General features: G+C 74.1%; 23 protein-coding genes. 11 read left to right on the forward strand and 12 right to left on the reverse strand.

From position 1 onward, the window contains the following. Nucleotides 1-101: 101 nt before the first annotated feature. From B7C62_19145 to B7C62_19155, 3 genes are all read left to right on the forward strand, one after another. On the forward strand, nt 102-614 hold the full coding sequence (locus B7C62_19145) for an ABC transporter substrate-binding protein (protein ID ARF77258.1): 513 nt from the start codon (nt 102-104) through the stop codon (nt 612-614). Nucleotides 615-732: 118 nt separating this feature from the next. Then, nucleotides 733-1,707, forward strand: a complete 975-nt coding sequence (locus tag B7C62_19150; protein ARF77259.1) for an asparaginase — start codon at nt 733-735, stop codon at nt 1,705-1,707. Nucleotides 1,708-1,731: 24 nt separating this feature from the next. Further along, nucleotides 1,732-2,982, forward strand: coding sequence for a GNAT family N-acetyltransferase (locus B7C62_19155; protein ARF74123.1), 1,251 nt, complete (start codon nt 1,732-1,734; stop codon nt 2,980-2,982). A gap of 67 nt (nt 2,983-3,049) precedes the next feature. Here B7C62_19155 and B7C62_19160 read toward each other — a convergent pair whose 3' ends face one another. Together B7C62_19160 and B7C62_19165 are read right to left on the reverse strand one after the other, a co-directional pair. Further along, nucleotides 3,050-3,871, reverse strand: coding sequence for a multidrug ABC transporter permease (locus B7C62_19160; protein ARF74124.1), 822 nt, complete (start codon nt 3,869-3,871; stop codon nt 3,050-3,052). Beyond that, nucleotides 3,864-4,838, reverse strand: coding sequence for an ABC transporter (locus B7C62_19165; protein ARF74125.1), 975 nt, complete (start codon nt 4,836-4,838; stop codon nt 3,864-3,866). The genes B7C62_19160 and B7C62_19165 overlap by 8 nt, the downstream gene beginning before the upstream one ends. A gap of 111 nt (nt 4,839-4,949) precedes the next feature. Between B7C62_19165 and B7C62_19170 the strand changes: the two genes are divergently transcribed. Next, nucleotides 4,950-5,723, forward strand: coding sequence for a TetR family transcriptional regulator (locus B7C62_19170; protein ID ARF74126.1), 774 nt, complete (start codon nt 4,950-4,952; stop codon nt 5,721-5,723). Between the two features lie 60 nt (nt 5,724-5,783). Further along, on the forward strand, nt 5,784-6,521 hold the full coding sequence (locus B7C62_19175; protein ID ARF77260.1) for a TetR family transcriptional regulator: 738 nt from the start codon (nt 5,784-5,786) through the stop codon (nt 6,519-6,521). A 53-nt stretch (nt 6,522-6,574) separates the two neighbouring features. On the opposite strand, the gene B7C62_19180 is transcribed toward B7C62_19175, so the two are convergent. The 5 genes from B7C62_19180 to B7C62_19200 form a co-directional block, all read right to left on the reverse strand. Continuing rightward, nucleotides 6,575-8,107 (reverse strand): serine/threonine protein kinase, encoded by a 1,533-nt coding sequence (locus B7C62_19180; GenBank protein ID ARF77261.1) that lies wholly within the window; start codon nt 8,105-8,107, stop codon nt 6,575-6,577. Nucleotides 8,108-8,181: 74 nt separating this feature from the next. Next, a complete protein-coding gene (locus B7C62_19185) occupies nt 8,182-9,795 on the reverse strand; it encodes a hypothetical protein (GenBank protein ARF74127.1) in 1,614 nt (537 codons plus the stop codon). A gap of 43 nt (nt 9,796-9,838) precedes the next feature. Then, nucleotides 9,839-11,350 (reverse strand): MFS transporter, encoded by a 1,512-nt coding sequence (locus tag B7C62_19190; GenBank protein ARF74128.1) that lies wholly within the window; start codon nt 11,348-11,350, stop codon nt 9,839-9,841. 125 nt (nt 11,351-11,475) lie between these two features. Next, entirely contained in the window at nt 11,476-11,964 is a 489-nt protein-coding gene (locus tag B7C62_19195) for a MarR family transcriptional regulator (GenBank protein ID ARF74129.1), read from the reverse strand. 197 nt (nt 11,965-12,161) lie between these two features. After that, nucleotides 12,162-12,851: a hydrolase gene (locus tag B7C62_19200; protein ARF74130.1), complete on the reverse strand. Its 690-nt coding sequence runs from the start codon at nt 12,849-12,851 to the stop codon at nt 12,162-12,164. 115 nt (nt 12,852-12,966) lie between these two features. Here B7C62_19200 and B7C62_19205 point away from each other — a divergent pair, with 115 nt between their 5' ends. From B7C62_19205 to B7C62_19215, 3 genes are all read left to right on the forward strand, one after another. Then, nucleotides 12,967-13,629 carry a hemerythrin gene (locus B7C62_19205; GenBank protein ARF74131.1) on the forward strand — a complete coding sequence of 221 codons (663 nt, stop codon included), beginning with the start codon at nt 12,967-12,969 and terminating at the stop codon, nt 13,627-13,629. A gap of 73 nt (nt 13,630-13,702) precedes the next feature. Continuing rightward, nucleotides 13,703-15,244, forward strand: a complete 1,542-nt coding sequence (locus B7C62_19210; protein ID ARF74132.1) for an MFS transporter — start codon at nt 13,703-13,705, stop codon at nt 15,242-15,244. 234 nt (nt 15,245-15,478) lie between these two features. Continuing rightward, a complete protein-coding gene (locus B7C62_19215) occupies nt 15,479-16,444 on the forward strand; it encodes a transcriptional regulator (protein ARF74133.1) in 966 nt (321 codons plus the stop codon). Nucleotides 16,445-16,585: 141 nt separating this feature from the next. Here B7C62_19215 and B7C62_19220 read toward each other — a convergent pair whose 3' ends face one another. Further along, a complete protein-coding gene (locus tag B7C62_19220) occupies nt 16,586-17,701 on the reverse strand; it encodes a hypothetical protein (GenBank protein ARF74134.1) in 1,116 nt (371 codons plus the stop codon). Next, nucleotides 17,698-18,282 (reverse strand): hypothetical protein, encoded by a 585-nt coding sequence (locus tag B7C62_19225; GenBank protein ID ARF74135.1) that lies wholly within the window; start codon nt 18,280-18,282, stop codon nt 17,698-17,700. Before B7C62_19225 ends, B7C62_19220 begins: the two co-directional genes overlap by 4 nt. Before the next feature lie 152 nt (nt 18,283-18,434). Here B7C62_19225 and B7C62_19230 point away from each other — a divergent pair, with 152 nt between their 5' ends. Continuing rightward, nucleotides 18,435-19,508: a DNA-binding transcriptional regulator gene (locus tag B7C62_19230; GenBank protein ARF77262.1), complete on the forward strand. Its 1,074-nt coding sequence runs from the start codon at nt 18,435-18,437 to the stop codon at nt 19,506-19,508. Nucleotides 19,509-19,542: 34 nt separating this feature from the next. On the opposite strand, the gene B7C62_19235 is transcribed toward B7C62_19230, so the two are convergent. Both B7C62_19235 and B7C62_19240 read right to left on the reverse strand, forming a co-directional pair. Continuing rightward, nucleotides 19,543-20,466 (reverse strand): LLM class F420-dependent oxidoreductase, encoded by a 924-nt coding sequence (locus B7C62_19235; GenBank protein ARF74136.1) that lies wholly within the window; start codon nt 20,464-20,466, stop codon nt 19,543-19,545. A 272-nt stretch (nt 20,467-20,738) separates the two neighbouring features. Next, nucleotides 20,739-21,638, reverse strand: coding sequence for a dehydrogenase (locus B7C62_19240; protein ID ARF74137.1), 900 nt, complete (start codon nt 21,636-21,638; stop codon nt 20,739-20,741). Between the two features lie 49 nt (nt 21,639-21,687). Here B7C62_19240 and B7C62_19245 point away from each other — a divergent pair, with 49 nt between their 5' ends. Beyond that, the gene (locus tag B7C62_19245) at nt 21,688-22,038 is read left to right on the forward strand and encodes a transcriptional regulator (GenBank protein ARF74138.1); all 351 of its coding nucleotides are present in this window, start codon (nt 21,688-21,690) and stop codon (nt 22,036-22,038) included. Between the two features lie 255 nt (nt 22,039-22,293). On the opposite strand, the gene B7C62_19250 is transcribed toward B7C62_19245, so the two are convergent. Further along, entirely contained in the window at nt 22,294-23,379 is a 1,086-nt protein-coding gene (locus tag B7C62_19250) for a hypothetical protein (GenBank protein ID ARF74139.1), read from the reverse strand. A gap of 217 nt (nt 23,380-23,596) precedes the next feature. Between B7C62_19250 and B7C62_19255 the strand changes: the two genes are divergently transcribed. Further along, nucleotides 23,597-24,118 carry a hypothetical protein gene (locus B7C62_19255; GenBank protein ID ARF74140.1) on the forward strand — a complete coding sequence of 174 codons (522 nt, stop codon included), beginning with the start codon at nt 23,597-23,599 and terminating at the stop codon, nt 24,116-24,118. The last annotated feature ends 32 nt before the right edge of the window (nt 24,119-24,150 follow it).

Raw genomic sequence — 24,150 nt, forward strand, 5'->3', positions numbered from 1 at the left:
CTCCCGGGCCCGCACCGGGCGCACACCCGGGCGCCGGTACCGGCGCCCGCACCGACATCCTGCACTCACCCGTACGGCCTGTTCTGCCCGGGCTCGCGTCCGTGCCGGAGCAGGGCGGCGGGGAGGGCGGGTTCGGCGGGCTGCGGCTGCCGGAGCTGCGGACGCTGCGGCGGGAGGCGCAGCGGGACGAGGCCGACCTCAGTTACGTACGGCGGCTGGTCCAGGGCCGGATCGACATCCTCCGCGCCGAACTGGCCCGCAGGCGGGACCCGCAGGCGCCCGTGCCGGAGGCCCCGGTGGTGGACCGGCTCTCGGAGATCCTGGCCGACGCCCCGTCCCGGCACCGCACCTCCGCCCGGCACGTCACGCTGACGACGCCGCGCGGGGACGAGTTCCGGCAGCTGGCCGCCGAGACCCTCGCCGAGGTCGAGCTCTCCGATCTGGCCGCCCGGACGGACGAGGAGCTGCACGACGCGATGGGCCGCCTCGTCCGCTACGAGCAGCAGGTCTCCCGGCGCCGCAGCGAGCTCCAGCGTACGACCGACGATTGCAGCGCGGAGATCGCCCGCAGGTACCGTGACGGGGAAGCCCAAGTGGACGACCTGCTCGCCTGAAGCGATCCTTCCGGACGGCGGGTCCCGCACCCCGCCCGTCCGGCCGATCCCTCCGGACGGCGGGTCCGTACCGACCCGACCGCGTACCGAACGTACCGACCGTCTCCGGAAGGCCACCATGACGTCGACCGACGCCCCCGCCGCGATATCCGCCGCCCCGCCCGTCCTGGCGGAGGTCGTACGGTCCGGGTTCACCGAGGGCCACCACCGGGGCTCGCTGGTCCTGCTGGCCGCCGACGGCAGCGTGGAGTACGCGCTCGGCGACCCCGCCGCCCCGGTCTTCCCCCGGTCCTCCAACAAGCCCATGCAGGCCGCCGCGATCCTCCGGGCGGGCCTGGAGCTCTCCGGGGAGCGGCTCGCCCTGGCCGCCGCCAGCCACTCCGGGGAGCCCTTCCACCGCGAACTCGCGGCGAAGATGCTCGCCGAGCACGGGCTGAGCGCCGCCGACCTCCAGACCCCGCCCGACCTGCCGCTGGACCCGGTCGAGGCGGAGGCGTATCTCGCCGCCGGGAACGTACGCGAGCGCATCACCATGAACTGCTCCGGCAAGCACGCCGCCATGCTCGCCGTCTGCGTCCGCAACGGCTGGGACACCGCGAGCTACCTGGACCCCGCCCACCCCCTCCAGCAGCTGGTGGGCCAGGTCGTGGCCGAGGCGGCGGGCGAGCCGGTCGCCGCTCTCGGCACCGACGGCTGCGGGGCCCCGCTGATGGCGATCGGGCTGACCGGCCTCGCCCGCGCCTTCCGGTCCTTCGTGCTGGCCGGGCCGGGCAGCGCCGAACGCCGGGTCGCGGACGCGATGCGGGCCCACCCGGAGTACGTGGCGGGCACCCGCCGCCCCGACACCTGGCTGATGCGCGAGGTGCCGGGGACCCTCTCGAAAATGGGCGCCGAGGCCGTGCAGGCGGTGGCCCTGGCCGACGGGCGCGCCCTCGCCTTCAAGATCGACGACGGGGCCACGCGGGCGCTCGGGCCGGTGCTGGCCCGCGCGCTGGAGCTGCTCGGGGTGGACGCCCCGGTGGTGGCCCGGATCGGGCGTTCGCCGCTGCTCGGCGGGGCGGCGGAGGTCGGGGAAATTCGCGCGACATTCTGAGACGTGCCTGCTTAGCGTGGGGGAATGAGCCTTGATGTCCGTACCGTCACCGCGTCCGAGTACCCCGACTGGATGCGGGCGGTGCAGAACGGTTTCCTGACGCCCGGTTCCCCGTCCGACGAGGCGGTCGCGGAGCGGCTGGAGGACACCGACCTCTCCCGGGTCCTGGGCGTGTTCGACGGCGGGCGGTGCGTGGGGACGTTCAGCTCGTTCCCCCAGCGGCTGACCCTGCCCGGCGGCTCCACCGTGGTGGCCGACGCGGTCAGCGCGGTGACGATGGCGCCCACCCACCGCAGGCGCGGCCTGCTCCGCCGGATGATGACGGACGACCTGGCCGCCGCCAGGGAGCGTGGGGAGGCCGTCGCCACGCTGGTCGCCGCCGAGTACCCGATCTACGGGCGGTACGGCTTCGGCCCCGCTACCTGGTCCACCGAATGGGAGGTCTCCGTCCACCGCGCCGGGCTCGACCCGCGCCGGTCGGGGCAGCCCGCGGACGGCGGCCGGGTCGAGCTGGTGGACGGCGCCGACATCCGGACGTACGGCCCCGGCGTGCACGCCCGGCTGGCGGCGGTCCGGCCCGGCATCGTCAGCCGGGACGAGCGCTGGTGGAAGAAGCACACGGGCGTGGCGGCCCGCTCGCCCTACGAGAAGTGGGACGAGCCCTTCTACGCCGTCCACCGCGACGCGGACGGCACGGTCGACGGTCTGATGATCTACAGCGCCGACGACAAGTGGAACGACGGCGGCCAGCCCGTGAACACCGCGACCGTACGGGAGTTGATCGCCGCCACCCCGGCCGCCGAGCGGGCCCTGTGGCTCTTCCTCTGCTCCGTCGACTGGATCTCCACCGTCCGCTCGGGCACCCGCGCCCCCGACGACCTCCTCCCCCTCCTGCTCCCGGACCCGCGTGCGGCCCGGCCGGTCACGCACACGGACTGGCTCTGGCTGCGGATGCTGGATGTGGAACGGGCGCTGGAGGCACGGGCGTACGAGAGGGAGGCGTCGCTCGTGCTCGACGTCCGGGACACGTCGGGGCCGGCCGCGGGGCGCTTCCTGCTGGATGCCTCGCCCGACGGGGCGCGCTGCGCACCGACCACCCGGAGCGCCGATCTGGTGCTGGGGGCGGCGGAGTTGGCGACCCTGTATCTGGGCGACGAGTCGGCGCGGCGGCTGGTGGACCTGGGGCGGGCCGACGAACTGCGGCCCGGTGCGGCGGAGTTGGCGGACGCCGTCTTCCGTACGGGGCGGCGGCCTTGGTGCCCGGACGTCTTCTGATCCGGCCGCATCCTCTGCCCCGGACGACTTCTGATCCGGCACTCCGCCATTTTGCTTACGGGGGCGGTCAGCGTGTCCGTACGCGGAACAGCGCCCCCGACGCGGCGACGGCCACGGCGAGCATCCCCCCGGCCCAAGTCAGCGCGATCCAGGGCGTGTTGCCGACCTCCTGGCCCAGCAGCAGCCCGCGCAGGGACTCGATGGCCGGGGTGATCGGCTGGTGCTCGGCGAAGCCGTGCAGCCAGCTCGGCATCGAGTCGACCTGGACGAACGCGCTGCTCGGGTAGGGCAGGAACGACATGAAGAACGTGAACCCGCTCGCCGCCTCCGGGCTTCTCGCCAGCAGACCGATCGCCGCCGAGAGCCAGGACAGCGCCACGATGTAGGCGACCAGGACCGTGGCCGCGAGGAGCCAGCCGTCCCAGGAGGCCGCCGGGCGGAAGCCGATGAGGAGGGCGACGCCGAAGACCACGAGGGTGGCGACCAGGTTGCGGACGGTGCTCGCCGCCACGTGCCCGGCCAGGACCGGCGTACCGCCCACGTCCAGAGAACGGAAGCGGTCGATGATGCCGCCCTTCATGTCCTCGCTGACGGCGGTGGCGGTGGTCGCGGCGCCGAACCCGGCGCACAGGAGGATGACGCCCGGGACGACGTACATGACGTACGAGTCGTAGAGCGCCGAAGTCTTGATCGCGCCGCCGAAGAAGTAGACGAAGATCAGCATCAGCATGATCGGCAGGGCCAGCGACATGATCAGCGCGTCGCTGTTGCGGCGGCTGACGCGCAGGCTGCGTCCGGCCAGGACGGCCGCGTGGGTGAGGGCGCCCGGTGCCCTCACCCGGTGGACGGGTGGCGCCGGTGCCGGGCGGAGGGTGGCCGTGTCAGACATGGGCGGGTACCTCCGAGGTGAGGGCCAGGAAGACGTCGTCGAGGGTCGCGCTGTGCAGGGTGAAGCGGTCGATCTCGGTGCCCGCCGGGTCGATCTCGTGGAGCAGGGCGCGGACGTGGGCGGCGCTGCCGTCCGTGGGCAGCCCGAGCGTGAGCGTCTCGGGGGAGTGGTGGACCGCCCGCCCGGCGAGGCGGAGGTAGCCCTCGCGGCTGGTGAGGACCAGGTCGAGGCGGTGTCCGGCGACCCGGCCCTTGAGGTCGGCGGCGGTGCCCTCGGCGGCGATCCGGCCCTTGTCGAGCAGCGCGATCCGGTCGGCGAGCCGGTCGGCCTCCTCCAGGTACTGCGTGGTGAGCAGCACGCTCGCCCCGCGCCCGGCCAGTTCGCGCACCACCTGCCAGAGCTCCTGGCGGCTGCGCGGGTCGAGCCCGGTCGTCGGCTCGTCCAGGAAGAAGACGCCGGGCTCCGGTGAGCCGGTGAGCCCGGCGGCCAGGTCCAGGCGGCGGCGCATGCCCCCGGAGTACGTGGAGACGGTGCGCCGGGCCGCCCTGGTGAGGTCGAAGCGCTCCAGCAGCTCCTGGGCCCGGCGGCGGGCGGCGGTACGGGAGAGCCCGGTCAGCCGGGCCATCATCCGCAGGTTCTCCTCGCCGGTCTGCGTCTCGTCCACGGCGGCGAACTGGCCGGTGAGGCTGATCGCCCGCCGCACCGCGCTCCGCTCGGCGACCACGTCGTGTCCCGCCACGCGGGCGGTGCCGGAGTCGGCGGTGGTGAGCGTCGCGAGGATGCGTACGCAGGTGGTCTTGCCCGCCCCGTTCGGCCCGAGCAGGGCGAAGACGCTGCCGCGCTCGACGCGGAGGTCGAGGCCGTCCAGGACGCGGGCGGGCGGTTTTCCGTAGGACTTGGTGAGGCCGTACGCCTCGATGGCGTAGCTGTCCCCTGCGGACGGGTTCTGTGCGGATGGGCTGGGCATGGCTGTCGGACCCCCTTCTGCGTATGACATACGCGTTATTGCGTAAGCATTACGCATCTCTAGGATGGGGTCAAGGCGCACGGGGGCACGGAACGCGGGCAAGGGGATGCGATGGCAGGGAAGAGCGGTGCGGGCGGCGGCGACCTGCCTGCCTCCATCGAGGCCGCCTGGGGGCTGCGGGAGCGCCCGGCCAAGGGGCCGAAGCCCGGGCTGAGCCTGGAGCGGATCGTGGCGGCGGCGGTGTCCGTGGCGGCGGCCGAGGGGCTCGCCGCCGTGTCGATGGGCCGGGTCGCGAAGGAGGTCGGCGCCTCCACGATGTCGCTCTACCGGTATGTCTCCGCCAAGGACGAGCTTTACGTCCTGATGCAGGAGGCGGTCATCGGCCCGCCGTCCCCGCTGCCCGCGCTGGAGGCCGGGGCGGGCTGGCGTGCGGCGCTCACCGAGTGGGCGGCCGGGCAGCGCGAGCAGTTCCTGGCCAACCTCTGGGTGCTCCGGATTCCGATCGGCGGCCCGCCCGCCACCCCGAACTCGCTCGCCTGGTGGGAGCAGGGGCTCCAGGCGCTGGAGGGCAGCGGGCTCGGCGAGGGCGACAAGATCTCGGTGATTCTGCTCGTCTCCAACTTCGTGCGCAGCGAGGCCCTGTTGATGAGCGACCTGGCCGCCGCCGTCACCGCGCGAGGGGTCTCCCCCGAGGAGGTGGTCGCGGGCCACGAACGCACCCTGCGGCGGCTGGTCGACCCGGCGCGCCACCCCGCGATCCACCGGCTGCTGGACTCCGGCGTGATGAGCGAACCGGACGACCCCGACTACGAGTTCACCTTCGGTCTGACGGCCCTGCTGGACGGGGTCGAGGCGCTGATCCGGAGAACGGCCGAAGGCGGGTAGCCGGGCCCCTCTGTCGTGCCCGCGACAGCAAGTCCGTTCCAGGTCAAGGGCGTACGCTTCATGGTCATGAGCGGAGAGAAGGCCGGCGGCGGGAACGGAAACGGAAGCGCCGCCGGGGCGGTGGAGGAAGAGGGGCGGGAGCGGTCGGGTGCCCCGGCCCCGGAGCCGGTCCGGGTCAGTCTGCGGGAGCGGAAGAAGCAGCTGACGTACCGGGCGATCTCCGACGCGGCCATCGCGATGTTCCTGGAGCGCGGCTTCGACAAGGTCTCCGTGGCGGAGGTGGCGGCCGCGGCGGACATCTCGAAGCCGACGCTGTTCCGGTACTTCCCCGCCAAGGAGGACCTCGCGCTGCACCGGTTCGCCGACCACGAGGACGAGGCGGCCCGGGTGGTCGGCGGCCGGGACCCCGGCGAGAGCCCGCTGGACGCGCTGCGCCGCCACTTCCTGGCCGGGCTGGACCGCCGCGACCCGGCGACCGGCCTCAGCGACGCCCCCCAAGTGCTGGCTTTCCACCGCCTGTTGTACGGGACCCCGGCGCTGGTGGCCCGCCTGTACGCGTACCAGGGCCGCTCCGAGGCCGCCCTCGCCCGCGCCCTGGGCGGCGGGACCGCGGAACGGCTCGCGGCCGGGCAGATCATCGCCGTCCTGCGCATCCTGGCCGAGGAGAACTGGCGCCGGATCGACGCGGGGGAGAGCGCGGACCAGGTGCACGGGGGCGCGGTACGGGCGGCCGAGCTGGCGTTCGTCCAGCTGAGGACGGGGCTGGAGGGGGCCCGGGGCGTGTCCGGAGGGCGTTAGTCAGCCCTGTCGGCAAACTGCCTTCTGCCGACAGGACCTAGGACCGACACGACCTAGGAATCGCCCTCCGGGACCGCCCCCACGGCCGCCTCGGCGATCTTCATGGCTTCCTCTTCGCAGTCGGCGGCCGGGTGCCGCTCCCCGGCGAGGCCGACGTACACGACGAGGTTCGCCGTACGGACGGAGAGCGCGCAGCTCCTCCAGTCGTCGGCGGCCAGGGGTTCCCAGAACGCCTCGTCGGCGAAGGCGAGTCCGGTCGCGGGCCGTCCGGCCCGGGCGTCGTCCGCGAAGGTCTTTTCCTGGAGCCTCGTGGCGTTCCCGGAGTAGCCGCCGGAGCGGCGCAGGTGCCAGCGGACATCGGCGTGGGAGACGGGGTCCCAGCCGCTCGCCAGGTGCTCGTTCCTCTCGTGCCAGGAGCAGCGGGTCTCGGCCATGGAGGTGTGGTCGCTGGAGTTGTCGCTGCCCTCCCGCCGTTCCGGCAGGGGGAGCCGGGGCGCCGCCTCGGCGCAGGTCGGCACGGTCGCATAGCGGTCGGGCGGCCCGGAGTCGCCGTCCCCGCCGTCGTTCTGTACGTACCACCAGGCCCCGACGCCCAGCAGGCACAGGGCGACCGCGGCCGAGACCGCGGCCGTGACCCGGCCCCTCCGTCGGCGCGGGGCCGGGGTGCTCAGCTCGGTGACGGCGGCGGTGGCGGGCGCGACGACGGCGGTGACGGGGGCGGTGGCGCCGCCCGGTGGCGGCAGGGCCACGGTCCGCTCGGGGTCGGGGCCCCCGGCCAGGAGCCCGTCGACGCCCGCCCGCTGTTCGGCGATCGCCGCGTGGACGGCGGGCGGCCACGGCCGGGCGGCGGGCTCCGCCGGTCCCAGGGCGGCGAGGAGCTGCGCGGGGCTGGGGCGGGCCGCCGGGTCCTTGGCCAGGCAGGCGGCGACCAGGGGGCGCAGTCCGGCCGGTACGGCGTCGAGCGCGGGCTCGGCGTGCACGACGGCGTAGAGCTCCTGGAGCGTCGAGGGCCCGGCGAACGGGCTCCTCCCCGTAGCGGCCAGGACCAGGACCGAACCGAGCGAGAACACATCGCTCGCCGGGGTGAGCTGACGGCCCTCCGCCTGTTCGGGCGACATGAACGCGGGGGAGCCGACGACCAGCCCGGTCCCGGTCAGCTCGGTGAGGTTCCCGCTCTCGGCGGCCCGCGCGATCCCGAAGTCGATGACCCGCACGCCCTCCTCCGACAGCAGGACGTTCTCCGGCTTCAGGTCGCGGTGGATCAGCCCGGCCCGGTGGATCTCGGCCAGCGCCGTCGCCAGGCCCACGGCGAGCCGCCGCACGGCCCCGGTGGGCAGCGAGCCCGAGCGCCCGACGGCCGCGCCGAGCGAGGGACCGGCGACGAACACGGAGGCCAGCCAAGGGGTTTCGGCCTCCGTGTCGGCGTCCAGGACGGCCGCCGTACAGGCCCCGGAGACCCGCCCCGACGCCTCGGCCTCGCGCCGGAACCGGGCGCGGAAGCCCTCGTCCGCCGCGAACCGGGCGTGCACCTGCTTCACGGCGGCGAGCCGCCCGTCCGGCGCGACGCCGAGGAACACCCGGCCCATGCCGCCCCGGCCCAGTTCGGCGAGGAGCCGGTACGGTCCGGCGCGGTGCGGGTCCCCGGGACCGAGCGGGCGGGTCACCGGGCCTTCACCGCCGCCATGGCCTGCCGCCCGGTCTCCGTGATGACGCTCTCGCAGCGGCCCACCGGATGGTCGGGGCTCTCCACCTTGAGGAAGAGGGTCAGGTTCACGTCCCGGCCGTACAGCACGCAGTACTCGCCCTTCGGCTCGGTCCGCAGGGCCTCCTCGACGAAGCCGGGGGCGAGGTCGCGCCGGGTGGTGCCGCGCCGGTAGAACGCTTCGTGCCGTTCCTTCGCGAGCTCGGCACCGGTCCGCCCCCCGGCGCTGTCGTACCGGTTCCAGGAGACGGTGATGTCACCGCCGGAGCGGGTGGTCCATGTGCACTGCGCGGACACGCGTTCCTCGGGGGTCTCCGCGACGGGCCGCGGGACGAACCCGGCGGGCACCTCCACCCGCGTGAACACCTCGGCGCAGGTGGGCAGCGCTGCGGTGTACCGGTCGGCGACCCGGTCCAGCGGCACGTCCCCCGGTGTCGGTACGGGCTCCGGCACCACCAGGTAGTACGCGTCGGCGGCCCAGCCCGTCGCCCCGGGCACCGTCGCGGCGACCGCTCCGCCGACCGCGAGGGCCCCGGCGGTGACGATCGCGGCGATCCGCAGGCGGCGCCGGGGGCGGGGACGCCGGGGAGTCCGTACGGGAGCGGTTACGGGAGCAGGGGTGGCGGCGGGTGCGGACAGGGGTACGGGGGCGGGTGCGGGTACCGGAGCGGGCCCGGCGGGCGGTGCCGTGCGGACGAGCCGGTCCACCTCCGCCCGCTGCGCCGCGATCCGGGCGTGCACGGCCTCCGGCCAGGGGCGGGCGGCGGCGGCCACCGGCCCGAGGCGGTCCGACACCTCCTGCGGGGAGGGCCGCAGGGCCGGGTCCTTGGCGAGGCAGGCGCCGATGAGCCCGCGCAGGCCCGGCGGTACGGCGGTGAGGTCGGGCTCCTCGTGGACGACGGCGTACAGGACCGCGGGGACCGAGCCGCCGTCGAAGGGCGGCCTTCCCGCGCAGGCCACGGCCAGGGTGGCGCCGAGCGCGAACACGTCGGCGGCGGGCCCGGGGGCCCGGCCCTCGATCTGCTCGGGGGCCATGAAGGCGGGGGAGCCGATGAGGGCCCCGGTGTGGGTGATCCGGGTCGCGTGGTCGGCGGCCCGCGCGATGCCGAAGTCGATGACCCGGACGCCGTCCTCGGTGAGGAGGACGTTCGACGGCTTCAGGTCCCGGTGGACGAGCCCGGCCCGGTGGACGTCGGCCAGCGCCCGGGCGAGCCCGGCGGCGAGCCGCCGCCCCGTCTCCTCGGGCAGGACGCCTGCCTCCTCCAGGGCCTCGCTCAGGGTGGGGCCCGGCAGGAACAGGGAGGCGAGCCAGGGCGCCGGGGCGTCGGGGTCGGCGTCGACCACCGGGGCCGTGTACGCCCCGGAGACCCGGCGGGAGGCGTCCACCTCGCGCCGGAACCGGGCGCGGAAGCCCTCGTCGTCGGCGAGATCGGCGTGTACGCGTTTCACGGCGACGAGCCGCCCGTCCGGGGCCGCCCCCAGCAGGACCCGGCCCATACCGCCCTGGCCGAGCACGGCAACGGTCCTGAACGGGCCTATATGTGACGGATCGTCGGACCCCGCTGTCTGCATACCGCCGCCTCCCCCGAGAAGCTTCGCCGGACGGTACGCGATCCTATGCCTCCGCTCCCGTCCGCCCGGTGGCGGCGGCCGGGTGCGGCTGCCGGTGCCCGGCGGCGGCGGTCGGCTCCCGGCGCAGCGTCAGGAACGCGACGGCGAAGGCCGCGACGAGGAGCGCCGCGCCGACGGTGAACGCCAGCCGGTAGCCGCCGGTCAGCGCCTCGGCCGACGGGCTGCCGGCCGCGCGGAGCGCCTCGGTCCGTCCGGCGGCCAGGGTGGTCAGGACGGCGACGCCGAGCGCCATGCCGATCTGCTGGGTGGTGTTGAAGAGTCCTGAGGCGAGACCGGCGTCGTCCTTGCCCGCGCCCGACATGCCGAGCGAGGTCAGCGCCGGGAGCGCGAGCCCGAACCCGGCGGCCAGCAGCATCACCGGGAGCAGATCGGTGACGTAGTCCGCCCGTACGGGTATCCGGGCGAGGAGGCCGAGGGCCCCGATCAGCAGCGCGATCCCGGTCAGCAGGACGGTCCGCTCACCGAAGCGGGTGCAGAGCCGGGCGGAGAGACCGAGCGATACGGCTCCGATGACGACGGCGGCCGGGAGCATCGCGAGACCGGTCGCGGCGGCCCCGTAACCGAGGACCTTCTGCAGATGGAGGGCCACGATGATCTGGAACGAGAACAGCGCGGCCACCATCAGCATCTGGACCGCGTTGGCGCCGGACACCTTGCGCGAGCGCAGGACGCGCAGCGGCATCAGCGGGGTCCGGGCGGTGGCCTGGCGGAGGACGAACCCGGCCAGCAGGGCGAGGGCGAGCGCCCCGAGGCCCAGCGTGCGGGCCGAGGTCCACCCGTACGTCTCCACCTGGACGACGGTGTAGATCCCGAGCATCAGACCGGCGGTGACGAGCAGGGCGCCCGTCACGTCCGCTCCGGCGGCGAGGCCCCGGCCCCGGTCGGCGGGCAGGACGCGGACGCCGACCAGCAGGACGGCGAGGCCGATCGGCAGGTTGATGAAGAAGATCCAGTGCCAGCTCAGGGCGTCGGTGAGGACGCCGCCGAGGACCTGCCCGATGGAGGCTCCGGCGGCGCCGGTGAAGGAGAACACCCCGATGGCGCGGGCGCGTTCGGCCGGTTCGGTGAACAGGGTGACCAGGATGCCGAGCGCCACCGCGGCGCTCATCGCGCTGCCGACGCCCTGGGCGAACCGGGCGGCGACCAGCACGGCGGGCGAACCGGCCGCTCCGGCCGCCAGCGAGGCCGCGGTGAACAGCCCGATGCCGGAGAGGAACATCGGCCTGCGCCCGATCAGGTCGCCGAGCCGTCCGGCGAGCAGGAGCAGGCCGCCGAAGGCGATGAGGTAGGCGTTGACCACCCAGCTGAGCCCGGCGGGTGTGAAGCCCAGGTCGTCCTGGACGGCCGGCATCGCGACGGTCACGATCGAGCCGTCCAGAATGATCATGAGCATGCTCGTGGCGATCACCCCGAGGGCTGTCGTCCGGGTCCGGCGGGTGAGCCGGGGCGGCGAGGCGGTCGGTGTTGCGGGGGTGTGCGGCGTTGCGGTGGACATGGGTCCGCTCCTGTCGGTCGATGCGACAGGAGTGACCGTAGCAGATGGTTTTGTTGCAGACTATTTCTTTCGGTTCTTCTTTCTCTGGTGGTGCGGTGCGGTGGCCGTGAGGGCTCCGGGCGGGTTCACTTGCTGGCCTGGCGCGCCCGGCGGACCGGTCCCGGGCTCTCCGCCGGGGTCGCCAGATGCCCCCCGGCCAGGGCGTTCAGCGCCCGGACCAGGGCCTCGCGGTCGCGTGCGGGCAGGGAGCCCAGGGCCTCCTCGTGGACCCGGTCGACGATCTTCTGGCTCTGCCGGGCGAGCGCCGCGCCCTTCTCGGTGACCGAGATGATCCGGGCCCGCCGGTCCCGGCTGGAGGGGCGGCGCTCGGCGAGCCCGGCGCTCTCCAGGGCGTCCACCGTCACCACCATCGTGGTCTTGTCCATGCCCCCGATCTCGGCGAGCTGGATCTGGGTGCGCTCCTCCGCCAGGGCGTTGACCAGGACGCAGTGCATCCGGGGGGTCAGGCCGACCTCGCCGAGCGCTGCCGACATCCGGGTGCGCAGGGCGTGGCTGGTGTGGTCCAGGAGGAAGGAGAGGTCGGGTGAGGTGCGGGCGGGTGCGGTGGGGGTCATGGCGGCCAGCGTAATGGTTCGATCCGTGATGGATCATCTGGAAAGGGATGGCTGTCGCGTCTGGGGGGGCGTCCTGGATGTCGGGGCGCTCCTCGGGTGCCGGGCGCGCCCTCGGGTCTCGGGTCGCGTCTTGGGTGCCGGGCCGTGCCAGGTGCCGGGCCGCGTCCTGGGTGTCGGGTCGCCCTTCAGGTGCAGGGTCACCCCTCGGTTCGGGCGCCGGGTCGGCGCTCCCCTGCCCCGTACGCGTACGGGCCCAACGCTCGCCGCAGATCCGCCGGTTCGCGGTACAGGGCGCCCGTCATCCCGAGGGCGACGGCCGCGTCGATGTTCTCCTGCCGGTCGTCCACGAACAGGCACCGCTCCGGCGGTACGCCCGCCCGTCCGGCCGCGATGCGGTAGATGGCCGGGTCCGGCTTGGCCACCCCTTCCACCGCGCTGCTCACCACCGCGTCGGCCAGGTCGGTGAGACCCAACAGGGCGAGATCCTCGTCCAGTTGGAGGGTCGCGTTGGTGACGAGCACCAGCGGGACATGGGTGCGCGCCCGGCGCAGCAGCGCGACCACCTCCGCGTCGGCCCGGAACGGCGCCCCGGCGAGCGCGCGCCCGAGCGTGCGGGCCAGGTCCGTGTCCCCGCCGACCCGCCCGGCGAGCCCGGCGGCGATGGCCTCCACCCAGGCGTCCGGGGTGATCCGGCCGAGGAGGAGCGGGAGGTCGGTCTCGGGGGCGTAGGCGATCTCCGTCGTCACGCCCTCGGGCAGGCCCGCCTCCCGCTCCAGGGCGGCGAGGGGCGCGGTGTCGTAGAAGCGGATCACGTTGTCGAGGTCGCAGAGCACGGCGCCGTGGGGGCGGCCGTCGGGTGCCTTTTCCGGAATGGGGATCACCGATATTCGTTGTAGTTATGACGGTTGCTATCTTGATAGATAAGCAAGTTGACGATAGCTTCCTTCTGTACGGCCCGGCCGGGCGTGTGCGGGTGGAAGCGAAGGGCAACGGGGACAGATCATGCGCGACTTCAAGAACCTCGACATGACGATGATGTTCGCCCTCCACGACGCGCTCCGGCGCGAAGTGGAGCGCATCGCACGAATCACCGCCCGGGCGGACGAGGACCCGCGCCATGTGCTGAGCGCGGCGGTCGGCTGGGAGCTGTTCAAGAAGTTCCTGACGGCCCACCACACCGCCGAGGACCTCACCCTGTGGCCGGTGATGTACGCGGCGCTGGCCGACCGGGGTTCCGAGACCGCGCTCCTCGACGCGATGGAGGCCGAACACGCCCTCATCGACCCGCTGTTGACGGATATCGACACCGCGCTGGCCGACCGCGACACGGGGGCCGAACGGCTCGGCGGTCTCGTCGACGCGCTCCGTACCGGCCTCCGCGCCCACCTGGACCACGAGGAGCGGGAGGCGCTCGCGCTCATGGACCTGACCCTGAGCCAGGAGCAGTGGGCGGCCTTCGCCGCCGAGCAGCGGAACCGCATCGGGAGCGACGCCAACCGCTACCTCCCGTGGCTCCTCGACGACATGGACGCCGCCCGCGCCGCCTCCGTCCTCGCCCAGCTGCCCCCGCCCCTGCGCGCCGCGTACGAGACCGAGTGGCGGGCCTCCTACGAGGACCTGCGCATCTGGCCCTCCGGCCCGGTCAGGGACGCCGCGGACCGCTGACCTCACCCGCCCGCCCGGCCCGGTCTCCTTCCGGACCGTCGCAGCCCACCTACGTAAACGTACGGAGACATCCATGCCGACGCAGGACAGAACCGAAGCCGCTCCACCGGGCCCCGCGGAGCCGCCGGGCTCCACCGCTCCGCCCGGTCCCGCCGAACCGCCGGGCTCCACCGCACCCGCTGCCCCGCCCCCCGCCGCTGACCGGCGGCCCGGTCTCGCGCTCGCGGTCATCGCGGCGGCCCAGCTCATGCTGGTCCTCGACAACACCATCGTGGCCGTCGCCCTGCCGAGCATGCGGAGCGCGCTGGGCCTCTCCGACGCCGGACTCGGCTGGGTCATCACCGCCTACGCCCTGGCCTTCGGCGGACTGCTGCTGGCGGGCGGCCGGGCAGGCGACCTCTTCGGCCGCCGCCGGGTGTTCCGTACGGGACTCGTCGTCTTCGCCCTCGCCTCGCTCCTCGGCGGCCTCGCGGGCAGCGGTGAAGTCCTGATCGCCGCCCGGGTCCTGCAAGGCGTGGGCGCCGCCATCGCGGCCCCCACCGCGCTCTCGCTGCTGGCCGCCACCTTCCCGGCGGGACCGGCGCGCAACAAGGCGCTGGGGGTGTACGGGGCGATGGGCGGGCTCGGCTCGGTCGTCGGGCTGCTCCTCGGCGGCGCGCTGACCGAATTCCTCAGCTGGCGCTGGGTCATGTACATCAACGTCCCCATCGCCGTCGCCGTACTGATCGGCACGGCGGTCCTGAAGGAAGGCGGGCGCGAACGCGGTTCGGTCGACGTGCCGGGCGCCCTGACCGCGACCTTCGGGTTCGGCTCCCTCGTGTACGCCGTCACCCGGGCGGGCGAGAAGGGCCTCGGCGACGGCGGCACCCTGATCGGCCTGGCCGCCGCTGTCGTCCTGATCACCGCCTTCGTCGTCATCCAGCGCACCGGCCGGGCGCCGATGGTGCCGGGCGCCGTTCTGGCGGACCGGGGCAGGGCCGGAGCCAACGCGGTCATGTTCCTGGTCGGGGCGGGCATGGTCGCCACCTTCTACTTCCTGACCCTCTACATGCAGCTCGTGAAGGGGTACGAGCCGATGGCCACGGGCCTCGCCTACCTGCCGTTCGCCGTCGGTATCGGCGTCGCGGCCGGTGGTGTCGGCCCGCAGCTGCTGGCCAGGGCGTCCGAGCGCTCGGTCATCTCCGCCGGGCTGGTCACCGGCAGCGCGGCCATGGTCTGGCTCAGCTTCCTGGCACCCGGTCAGCACGCCCTGGCCGTCCTCCTCCCCGCCCAGCTGGTCTGCGGGTTCGGTCTCGGGCTGGTCTTCGTCACGGTCACGGTCATCAGCGTGCGGGGCGTCTCCCCGCAGGACACCGGGATCGCGGCGGGTCTGATCAACACCGGCCAGCAGATCGGCGGCGCGGTCGGCCTCGCGGTCCTGGCCGCGACCGCCTCGGTCATCACCGGGGCCCGGCTGACCGGCGACGGACCCGGCGACCGGGCGGAGGCGCTCACTGCCGGTTACTCCGCCGGGCTCCTGATCGGCGCGGGCATCTACCTGGTGGCCCTGGCCGTCACCCTGTCCACCATCAGGGCCACGGACACCACGGCTCCTCGGGCCCGGCCGCCGCGCTAGTCGGCCTGGCAGCCTTGACCGCTCCGGTCGCTCCGGCTAACCGGAAACGGCCCCTCCTCGCCCCGCCCGGCCCCCACCGGGCGGGGTTCCGGTGTGTGGTGGGCGGGCGGCGGGCCGCTGCGGGTGGAGGCCCGGTCATCGGGGCCCTGGTCCTCCGGGGGCTTTGGGCCGTGATCGGGGCCCGGTCTGGCCGGGTTGCCCGCCGTATACTCGGTCACCCGGTTCCGAAGGGGAGTGACCAACGTGCGAGTCGAGCCCGACGCGGCGCGAGGCCCCGTTCCGGAGACGGCTCCGGCGGCCGGGGCGGAGGCCACGGCCGAGGTCTCCGGTGTTCTGCCGGAAGCGCTCACCGGGTTCATCGGCTATCTCCTGCGCCGGGTGTTCGCCCGGTTCGCGGCCCGCACCGACGGCCCGGAGGACGGCTCCCGGGAGTTCCTCGTCCTCGACGCCCTCACCGGCGGCGACTGGGTCTCCCAGCTCGACCTGGCCGAGCGCCTCGGCATCAACCGGACCATCATGGTGGGCGTCATCGACCGTCTGGAGGGCCGGGGCCAGGTGCTCCGCACCCGTAACCCGGACAACCGGCGTCAGTACATCCTCTCCCTGACCGACGAGGGCCGCTCCGCCGTGGAGACGGGCCGCCGCGCGGTCGCCGAGCGGAACGCGCGGCTCACCGCCGTCCTCAGCGCCGAGCAGGTGACCCGCCTCAACACCCTGCTGGCCCGGCTGCTCCCGCCGGGCACCCAGGACCTCGTGCAGAGCACCGAGCACCTTGTCGAGCAGGCCCACCACCGGCTGCGCAGGCTGGGCGACGAGAAGCTGGCCGGGACCGGTCTGCGGGTGCGCCACTACGGTCCGCTCTCCGTCCTGGCCGCCTCCGGCCCCTGCCCGCAGCAGCGGCTCGCCCAGGAACTGGCCATCACCGGGCCCGCGGCCTCGCAGCTGGTGGACGAGCTGGTCGACGGCGGGCTGGTCCACCGGGGGCGCGATCCGCACGACCGGCGCCGGCACGCCCTGGAGCTCACCGAGCTCGGGCACACCCGGCTGGCGACGGTCGCGGAGGCGGTCGGCCTGCTGGCGGCGGAGGTGGCGGAGCTGCTGGGCCCCGGCGGCGAGGACGAACTGCGGGCGCTGCTCGTCCAACTCCTCGAACCCGCCCACCCCGGGGTGAGTGAGGCGGCGGCCGGAAGGCACGGCTGAGCGAGGAGCGCGGGCCCGCGCCGGGTTCATACGGTACGGGCTTGCGCGCACCGGCTCCCGCACCAGACCGGGCCGTACGGGTTCACGCGCCGACCCGACCCGGCCCGCACCGCCTCCCGTACCGCCTCACGCCGCACGGCCTCACGCCGGAGCGGCCGTGACCCGTACGCGTCGGCTCTCCCCGTCCGAGAGGAACGCCGCCAGCTCCCGTCCCTCCTCCGCGACGGCGGTCCGGTCGGCGCGGGAGAACGGCCGCAGCGGCGCGACCGTCACGGTGCCCGTCCCCGCCTCCACGTCCCAGGTCGCGGCGGTCCGGCCGTCGACCAGGACCACGCGGGCCCCGGCGACCGACAGGCCCCGGTCGGCGTCGTCGACGATCCGGGTGCGGTCGTCGTAGCCGAGGAGCGCATTATCGAAAGCGGGGAGAAAACGGACGGGGGCGGGGGTGTCCGCGTCCGGGCGCGGCGCGTCGGGGAGATCCAGCAGCTCCCGGCCGCGCTCGTCGCGGAAGGTCACCAGCTCCCCGCGGAGCGCGGCGACCGCGCCCGGCAGCCCGGCCAGACCCGACCAGGCCCGTACGTCGGCGGTGGCGGCGGGCCCGAACGCGGCGAGGTACCGCCGTACCAGCGCCTGCCCCACCGGATCGGACCCGTCCGGCGACGGCGGATCGATCTCCCGCCCCAGCCAGGAGGAGACCAGTGCGTTGCGCACCCCCGCCTTTGTCCGCCACACCCCGCGCGGCGGCAGCTGCACCATTGCCAGGACGCCCGCGACCAGCATCTCGCCCAGGGGCCGGGTGCCCGCCTCCGGCCAGCGGTCGGCCACCGCGCGGGCGAGCTCGGCCATCGAACGGGGTTCGCCGTCGGCCAGCACCGCCCGCCCCGCCGCCGCGAGTTCGTCGAGGTCGACCCCTTCGAGTTCGCGGCGGTAGACCCCGAGGACACGTTGGCGCAGCATGGCGTTGTGGCGGGCCCGCCAGGCGAGGACGTCCTCGGCGGCGACGAGGTGGACGGTCCGGCGCATGAGATGGGTGCGTACGACATGACGTTCCGTCAGCAGCTCGGACAGCTCGCCCGGTTGGAATCCACGCAGCCGTGACCAGAGCCCGGTGAACGGCTCCTGCGGCTCCTGGGCCTGGAGTCCGCAGAGGTGCGCGACCGCGTCGAGGGCCGGTACGTCGGCCCGGTCGAGCAGCAACTGCCGTGCGAGGGTTGCCCGGTTGAGGGCCCGGGTGCTGAGGACGGGGGTGCGGCTCATGTCGAGGTCTGCCCGTCGATCGTCTCGCGCAGGATGTCCGCGTGCCCGGCGTGCTGGGCCGTCTCGGCGATGACGTGGAGCAGCACGCGGCGGGCGCTGCGGACGCCTCCGGGCTCGTGCCAGGGCGCTTCGGGCAGCGGGTGTGTCACGGACAGGTCGGGGAGGGCGGCGACGATCTCCGTGGTGCGGGCGGCGACCTCCTCGTACCGGGCGAGGATGCCGGCCAGGGTCTCGCCGGGCAGCACCTGGAACTCGGTCTGCCGGTCGATGGCCCACTGCGGGTACGTCTGCGCGGTACCGGCCTTGAAGTCCTCCCAGGTCACCCCTTCCGGCAGGTCGTAGCGCAGGGCGGAGGGGCCGTCGGCCACGAAGCGCAGCCAGCCCTCCTCGATGGAGGCGACGTGCTTGATCAGCCCGCCCAGGCGGAGCCCGCTGACGGTCGGCCGCTCGGCGATCCGCGCGTCGTCGAGCCCGCGCACCGTGGTGGTCAGGGCGGCTCGCGCCTCGGCCAGCTCGGCGAGGATGTCGGCGCGTTCGCCGTCGACGGCGGGTGACGGGGCGGGGGAGGAGGTCATGGTCATCGGGCCTTTCCGGTGGTACGCGTTCTCCGGCTTTCCGGGGCTGCCGCTTTCCGGTGCTCCGGTGCTTCGGTGCTTCGGCTTTCCGGGTGTGGGTCCACCATCCCAAGAGAAGAGGACAGGTTGTGTCCGCTACTCCGGGCACCATGGATGTCATGCCGAAAACTTCCGCGCGGCTGCTGTCGCTGCTCTCCCTCCTCCAGGCACGCCGGGACTGGCCGGGGGCGCTGCTGGCCGAACGGCTGGACGTCAGCCCGCGTACCGTACGCCGCGATGTGGACCGGCTGCGGGAGCTCGGCTACCCGGTCGTGGCGGCGAAGGGCCCGGACGGGGGGTACCGGCTGGAGGCGGGCACGGCGCTGCCGCCGCTCCTCTTCGACGACGAGCAGGCCGTCGCCCTCGCTGTGGCGCTCCAGAGCGCCACAGCCTCCGGCGCGGGCATCGAGGAGGCGGCGGCCCGCGCGCTGAACACGGTCCGCCAGGTCCTGCCCACCCGGCTGCGTCACCGGGTCGACAGCCTCCGGGTCACCGCGGTCGACCGCCCGGCGGCCCGCCCGGCACCCCAGGCGGACAGCGGTGTGCTCGTGGCGATCGGCGCGGCCGTCCACGCCCGTGAGGTGCTGCGCTTCGACTACAGCCCGGTGTCGGTGTCGGTGCCGGTATCCCCGACTCCGGCCTCACCGCTGACCTCGGCTCCGGCTCCGCCCCCACCGTCAGCTACGCCCCCGGCCCCGGTTCCGCCCCGCCGGGTGGAGCCGCACCATCTCGTCACCTGGGGCGGGCGCTGGTATCTCGTCGGCTGGGATCTGGACCGCGACGACTGGCGGACCTTCCGCGCCGACCGGATCACCCCGCGCACCCCCACCGGCCCCCGCTTCACCCCGCGTGAGCTGCCCGGCGGGGGTGTGGCGGCCTTCGTCACCGCCCGGTTCCGGGGCGGTGACGCCGCCGATACCGGAGGTGGCGTCGGCGGGTGGCCCTGCCGGGGCGAGGTCGTCCTCGGCCTCCCCGCCGCCGACGTGCTGCGCCACACCCACGACGGAGTCGTCGAGGAACTTGGCGCGGACCGCTGCCGACTCGTGCTGGGCTCGTGGTCCTGGCCCGGTCTGGCGGCCGCGATCGGCAGGTTCGACGCCGATATCGAGGTCATCGGACCATCTGAACTCCGGTACGCCTTCGCGCACTTGGCCCGCCGGTACGCCGCCGCCTCGACATCTCCGCTGCCCTGAGGGGCAGTTGTGCTGAGGGCTGGCCCGCCCGAGGTCAGCCGGCCAGCTCGCCGAGCAGCGCCCAGGTGCGGCGCCGGTCGGCGTCCCCGGCGACCTCCGTCCCCGCGAAGACCACTTCCGTGGCGCCCGCGTCCCGGTAGCGCCGCACCTCCGCCGCGACCGCCTTCTCGTCGCCGACCACCGCCACATCGAGGGCCCGTCGGCCGCCGGAGAGCCCGATGGCGCGGATGTAGGACGGGATCTTCTCGTAGAACGCCAGCCGTTCGGCGACCCGTTCCCGTACGGTCTCGACGTCGTCGGTCACCACGCCGTTGACCAGCGCGACGATCCGGGGCGCGGGCCGCCCGGCGGCCTCGGCCGCCGCGGTGACGGCCGGGACGATGTGGTCGGCCAGGGCGCGCGGCCCGGCCAGATAGGGCAGGATGCCGTCCGCCAGCTCCCCGCTGACCCGGAGCGCCTGGGGCCCCATCGCGGCGACGAGCAGCGGCACCCCGCCCTCGGCGCCCGGGACGCGGGCGGGGATCGGGGTGGTCGCGGTGAGCAGCTCGCCGTGGAAGTCGGCGGTGCCGGTCTCCGTCAACTGCCGCAGGGCGGTGAGGAATTCGCGCAGCCGGGCGATGGGCCGCTCGAAGGGAATCCCGAACCCGCCCTCGACGAGGTGCTGGGCGCCGAGCGCCAGCCCGAGGTGGTAGCGGCCGTGGGTGGCGGCCTGGGCGGTCTGGGCCTGGCTGGACACCAGCAGCGGGTGGCGGCCGAAGATCGGGACGGCGGAGGTGCCCACCTGGAGGCCGGGCACCTCCCGCCCGACGATTCCGGCGAGCGCGGGCGAGTCCACGCCGAAGCGCTGCCCGAACCACGCGGACCGCAGCCCGGCGTCGGCGGCCTCGCGGGCGAGTGCCACGGTGGCGTCGATCTCGTTGTCGGCATCGGATGCGTTGAGTGCTACTCCTATGGCCATACCGATGTCAACGGGCGGCGGGCGGAAGCGCATTCCGTACGGGTGTGACGTCTGCTTGTCAGTCGTGTGAACGGAAGCCTGGCGGGGCGGGCGGCGCTGGGCGGGGCCTGTGCCGTACGGCAGTTGTTGACCGGACCTGGACTGTCGCCCGGCCGGGTGCGACCGGGTCCGACCGGCTCCGCCCGGCCCCGCGCGCCCGCCCCGGCCGATCAACCCCCGTACCGCGTAAGCTCCTTCCTGCCCGCTCCCGTACAACGTGTGCTGTATCGCGCTCAGTTACGACCCAGCAGCTCCGCGACCCGGTGGAACCCTTCGGCGCCATGGCCGCGCCCGATGGCCCGGCGGGCGAGGCCCTCGGCCGCGCGCATCACGCTCGCGTCGATGCCGTGGGCCTCGGAGGTGTGGATGACATGGGCCATGGTCGACGCCGTGGAGGTCATCGGGCTGCCCTCGTCGGAGAAGTCCCCCCGGTCCACCTCCTCCGCGACCCCTTCGAAGACCGCCGGGAGAATGGCGCCGATCCCCGCGGCGAAGGGCGCCAGCTCCCCGGCGGTGATCCCTTCGGCCCGGGCCACCGCCAGGGCGTGGTTGAAGCCCGCCATCGCGGTCCAGAAGATGTCGAGCAGGGCGATGTCATAGGCCGCCGCCCGGCAGATCTTCTCGCCGAGGTGGGTATGGGTGCCGCTCAGCGTGTCCAGTACGGGCCGGTGCTCGCGGTAGAGGTCCTCGGGGCCGCTGTAGATGAAGACGCCGTTCGGAGTGCCGATGGTCACGGTCGGCGTCATGATCGCCCCGTCGAGGTAACGGACACCGTGCTCGCCCGCCCAGGCGGAGGCGTCCCGGGCCCGGTCCGGGGTGTCGGCCGTCAGGTTGACGACCGTGCGCCCCTTGAGCGCGCCGGTGACCGCGTCGCGCCGCAGGATGCTGTCCGCCGCGTCGTAGTTCACCACGCAGACCACGGTCAGCGGGCTCGCGGCCACGGCTTCCTCGGCCGTCGGGGCGCTGATCGCCCCGCGCTCGACCAGTTCCCGGTCCCGCCCCGGTGTCCGGTTCCAGACCGTGGTGCGCACCCCGGCAGCCAGGAACGCGCCCGCCAGGGCCCGGCCCATCGGTCCCAGCCCGATGACGGTGACGGCGGCGGACCGGGTGCTTTTTTCGTTCGGCAGAGACATGGCTCAACTCCGTAAAATGATCGGTGGCTTCTCAAGAAATGGGGCGACGATGACGCGCAGCCGGGCCCAGGACATGGATGTCTGCGGGGTGACCGCCGCGATCGCGGTGATCGACGGAAAGTGGAAGTCGGCCCTCATCTGGCAGCTGGCATCCGGCCCGTGCCGCCCCGGCGAGCTGCGCCGGGAGCTGCCGGGCCTCAGCGAGAAGGTGCTGACTCAGGCGCTCCGGGAGATGGAGGCCGACGGGCTGGTGCACCGGCAGGTGCACGACGTCCTGCCGCTGAAGACGACGTACTCCCTGACCGAGAACGGCCAGGAGCTCTCCCAGCTGCTGGACGCCCTCTCCGACTGGGGCCACCGCCGTCTGGAAGGACTGGCGAAGACGAGATCGGCCTCCTGACGCACCTTTCTCCTCTCGCCGCCCTTCTCCTCCCGCCCCTTTTCTTCCTGCCCTTTCTTTCCTGTCACTCAGGGCCCGAACGCCCTCCTCAAGGATCGTTTCGCCGCAGCCCACTGCCAAGTACCCACAAAAAAGTGGGTACGGCCGTACGGGGCTCCGGCCGCCGCGCTGTGCGGGCGAGCCGGTAGGCGTCCGCTTCGCGGATGAGTTCCCGGGAGCGGAAACGGTGCAGCTCGAAGTGCATACCGTTCGCTTCTATGCCCGGACCTCCACGACATCGGCGACCACGCAGCTGACATTGTCGGGGCCGCCGAAGTCGTTGGCGAGGGCGACGAGTTCGCGGACGGCCTGCTCGGGGTCCCCGGCCCCGGAGAGCACCCGGCGGATCTCCTCGGTGGTCACGACGGCAGGCAGACCGTCGGAGCAGAGCAGGTACCGGTCGCCCGCCCGGGCGTCGTGCAGGTGCAGGTCGGGGCTGCCGTCGGCTCCCCGGCCCAGGGCGCGCAGCAGCAGCGACCGCTGGGGGTGGGAGGCGGCCTCCTCCGGGGTGAGGCGTCCTTCGTCGACCATCGACTGCACCAGGGTGTGGTCGTGCGTGATCTGGAACAGCTCTCCGTCGCGCAGGAGGTGTACGCGGGCGTCGCCGATGTGGACGAGGGCCAGCTGGGACCCGGTCCAGAGCATCGCGGTCAGCGTCGTACCGGCTTCTTCGGGTCCGTCCCCGGCGGGGTCGGCCACGGCCTGCCGGGCCTGTTCGGCGGCGCTTTCGGCGGCGTCCTGGAGGACATCCAGGAGGCTGCCCGCCGGGATGCCGTCCGTTTCGAGGTGCCTGAGCGCATCGACGGCGGCGGCGCTCGCCAGCGCCCCTCCGCTGCCGAAACCGTCGGCGACGGCGAGCAGCCGGGGCCCGGCGTGGACGGTGTCCTGATGGTGGCCGCGGACGCGGCCCGGGTCGGAGAGGGCGGCGTAACGGATGTCCAGGGGTGCGGTGGCCGGAGACATGCCGGGGTCCTTCCGTGACAGATGGTCGATGAGGAAGGAGGCGAGGTTCCGCCGGGCGGCGGTGTCGGCTTCGACCTGGGCCCAGAACGTACGGATCTCCTGGGCCGCCGCGGCCGGTTCCAGCGTGCCGATGTGCCGGATACGGGCCAGGGGCATCCCCAGGCGCCGGAGCCAGGCGACCAGCCGGGCCCGCTCCAGCTGTTCCGGGGCGTACAGGCGGTAGCCGCTCACCGGGTCGACGTGGGCGGGGGTCAGCAGTCCGAGCTCGTCGTAGAGGCGCAGTGCCTTCGGTGACAGCCGGGACGCCTTCGCGAACGTACCGATCGTCAGCAGTTCCATGCCCCGTCCCTCCTCATGCCGAGCGCGTCGCCCGGCCCCACCGATGCTGTGGCTTCCCCCAAGGTGAAGGTCAACCACCGGGGTTGAAGGCCGGTCACCGGGGTCGGCCCGGGCGAGGCGGGTGCCGACTCCTGGCGTACGGCGGGCGCCGACTCCTGGCGTACGTTCGAGCCCATGACACGCACCCTGAGATCCCGGCCTGTGACCCGGTGACCCCGTGAGCGGCTGGTGGGACTACTTGGAGGAACGGACCCGCCGAGAGGTCGATGCCGACGTGCTGCGGGACCGCCGGCTGTCGGCCCTGCGGTCCGTCTGGAAGGCGCTGCGCCCGCTGGGGCTGGGCCTGTGGGAAGCCGAGCGGGTGGTCCACGCCCGGTACGAGGCCCTGGGCGACCGCGTACAGCGCACGCCGCCCGATCCGCTGGATCTCCCCGCGCTCGCGTCCCGCGCCGAGGCTCTCCCGGGCCGGGTGGCGGCGGTGGAGGCGCTCTGGGACGGCGATACGGTGCATGACTGGTTCGTCCTCCTGGTCGCGGTTCTCGACGCCCCGGAGGGGGAGGGCCGCCTGGCAACGGTCCTCCACCGGTCTGACGGCCCCCCTCCTGGCCCTGCGGCCGCCGAGGCCGGGCGGGCACTGGCCGACCACCTCGGTGTGCCCTTCCACTTCGCGTCCCCGGACACCCCTGATGACGAGGCGCCGCGCTGGAGGGAGATCCGGCGGCTGACGGAAGGGCCGTGACCGGAGGCGCAGACGGAACGCGCCGCCCGCCA

This window comes from Kitasatospora albolonga (genome assembly GCA_002082585.1).
GTDB classification, from domain to species: domain Bacteria; phylum Actinomycetota; class Actinomycetes; order Streptomycetales; family Streptomycetaceae; genus Streptomyces; species Streptomyces stephensoniae.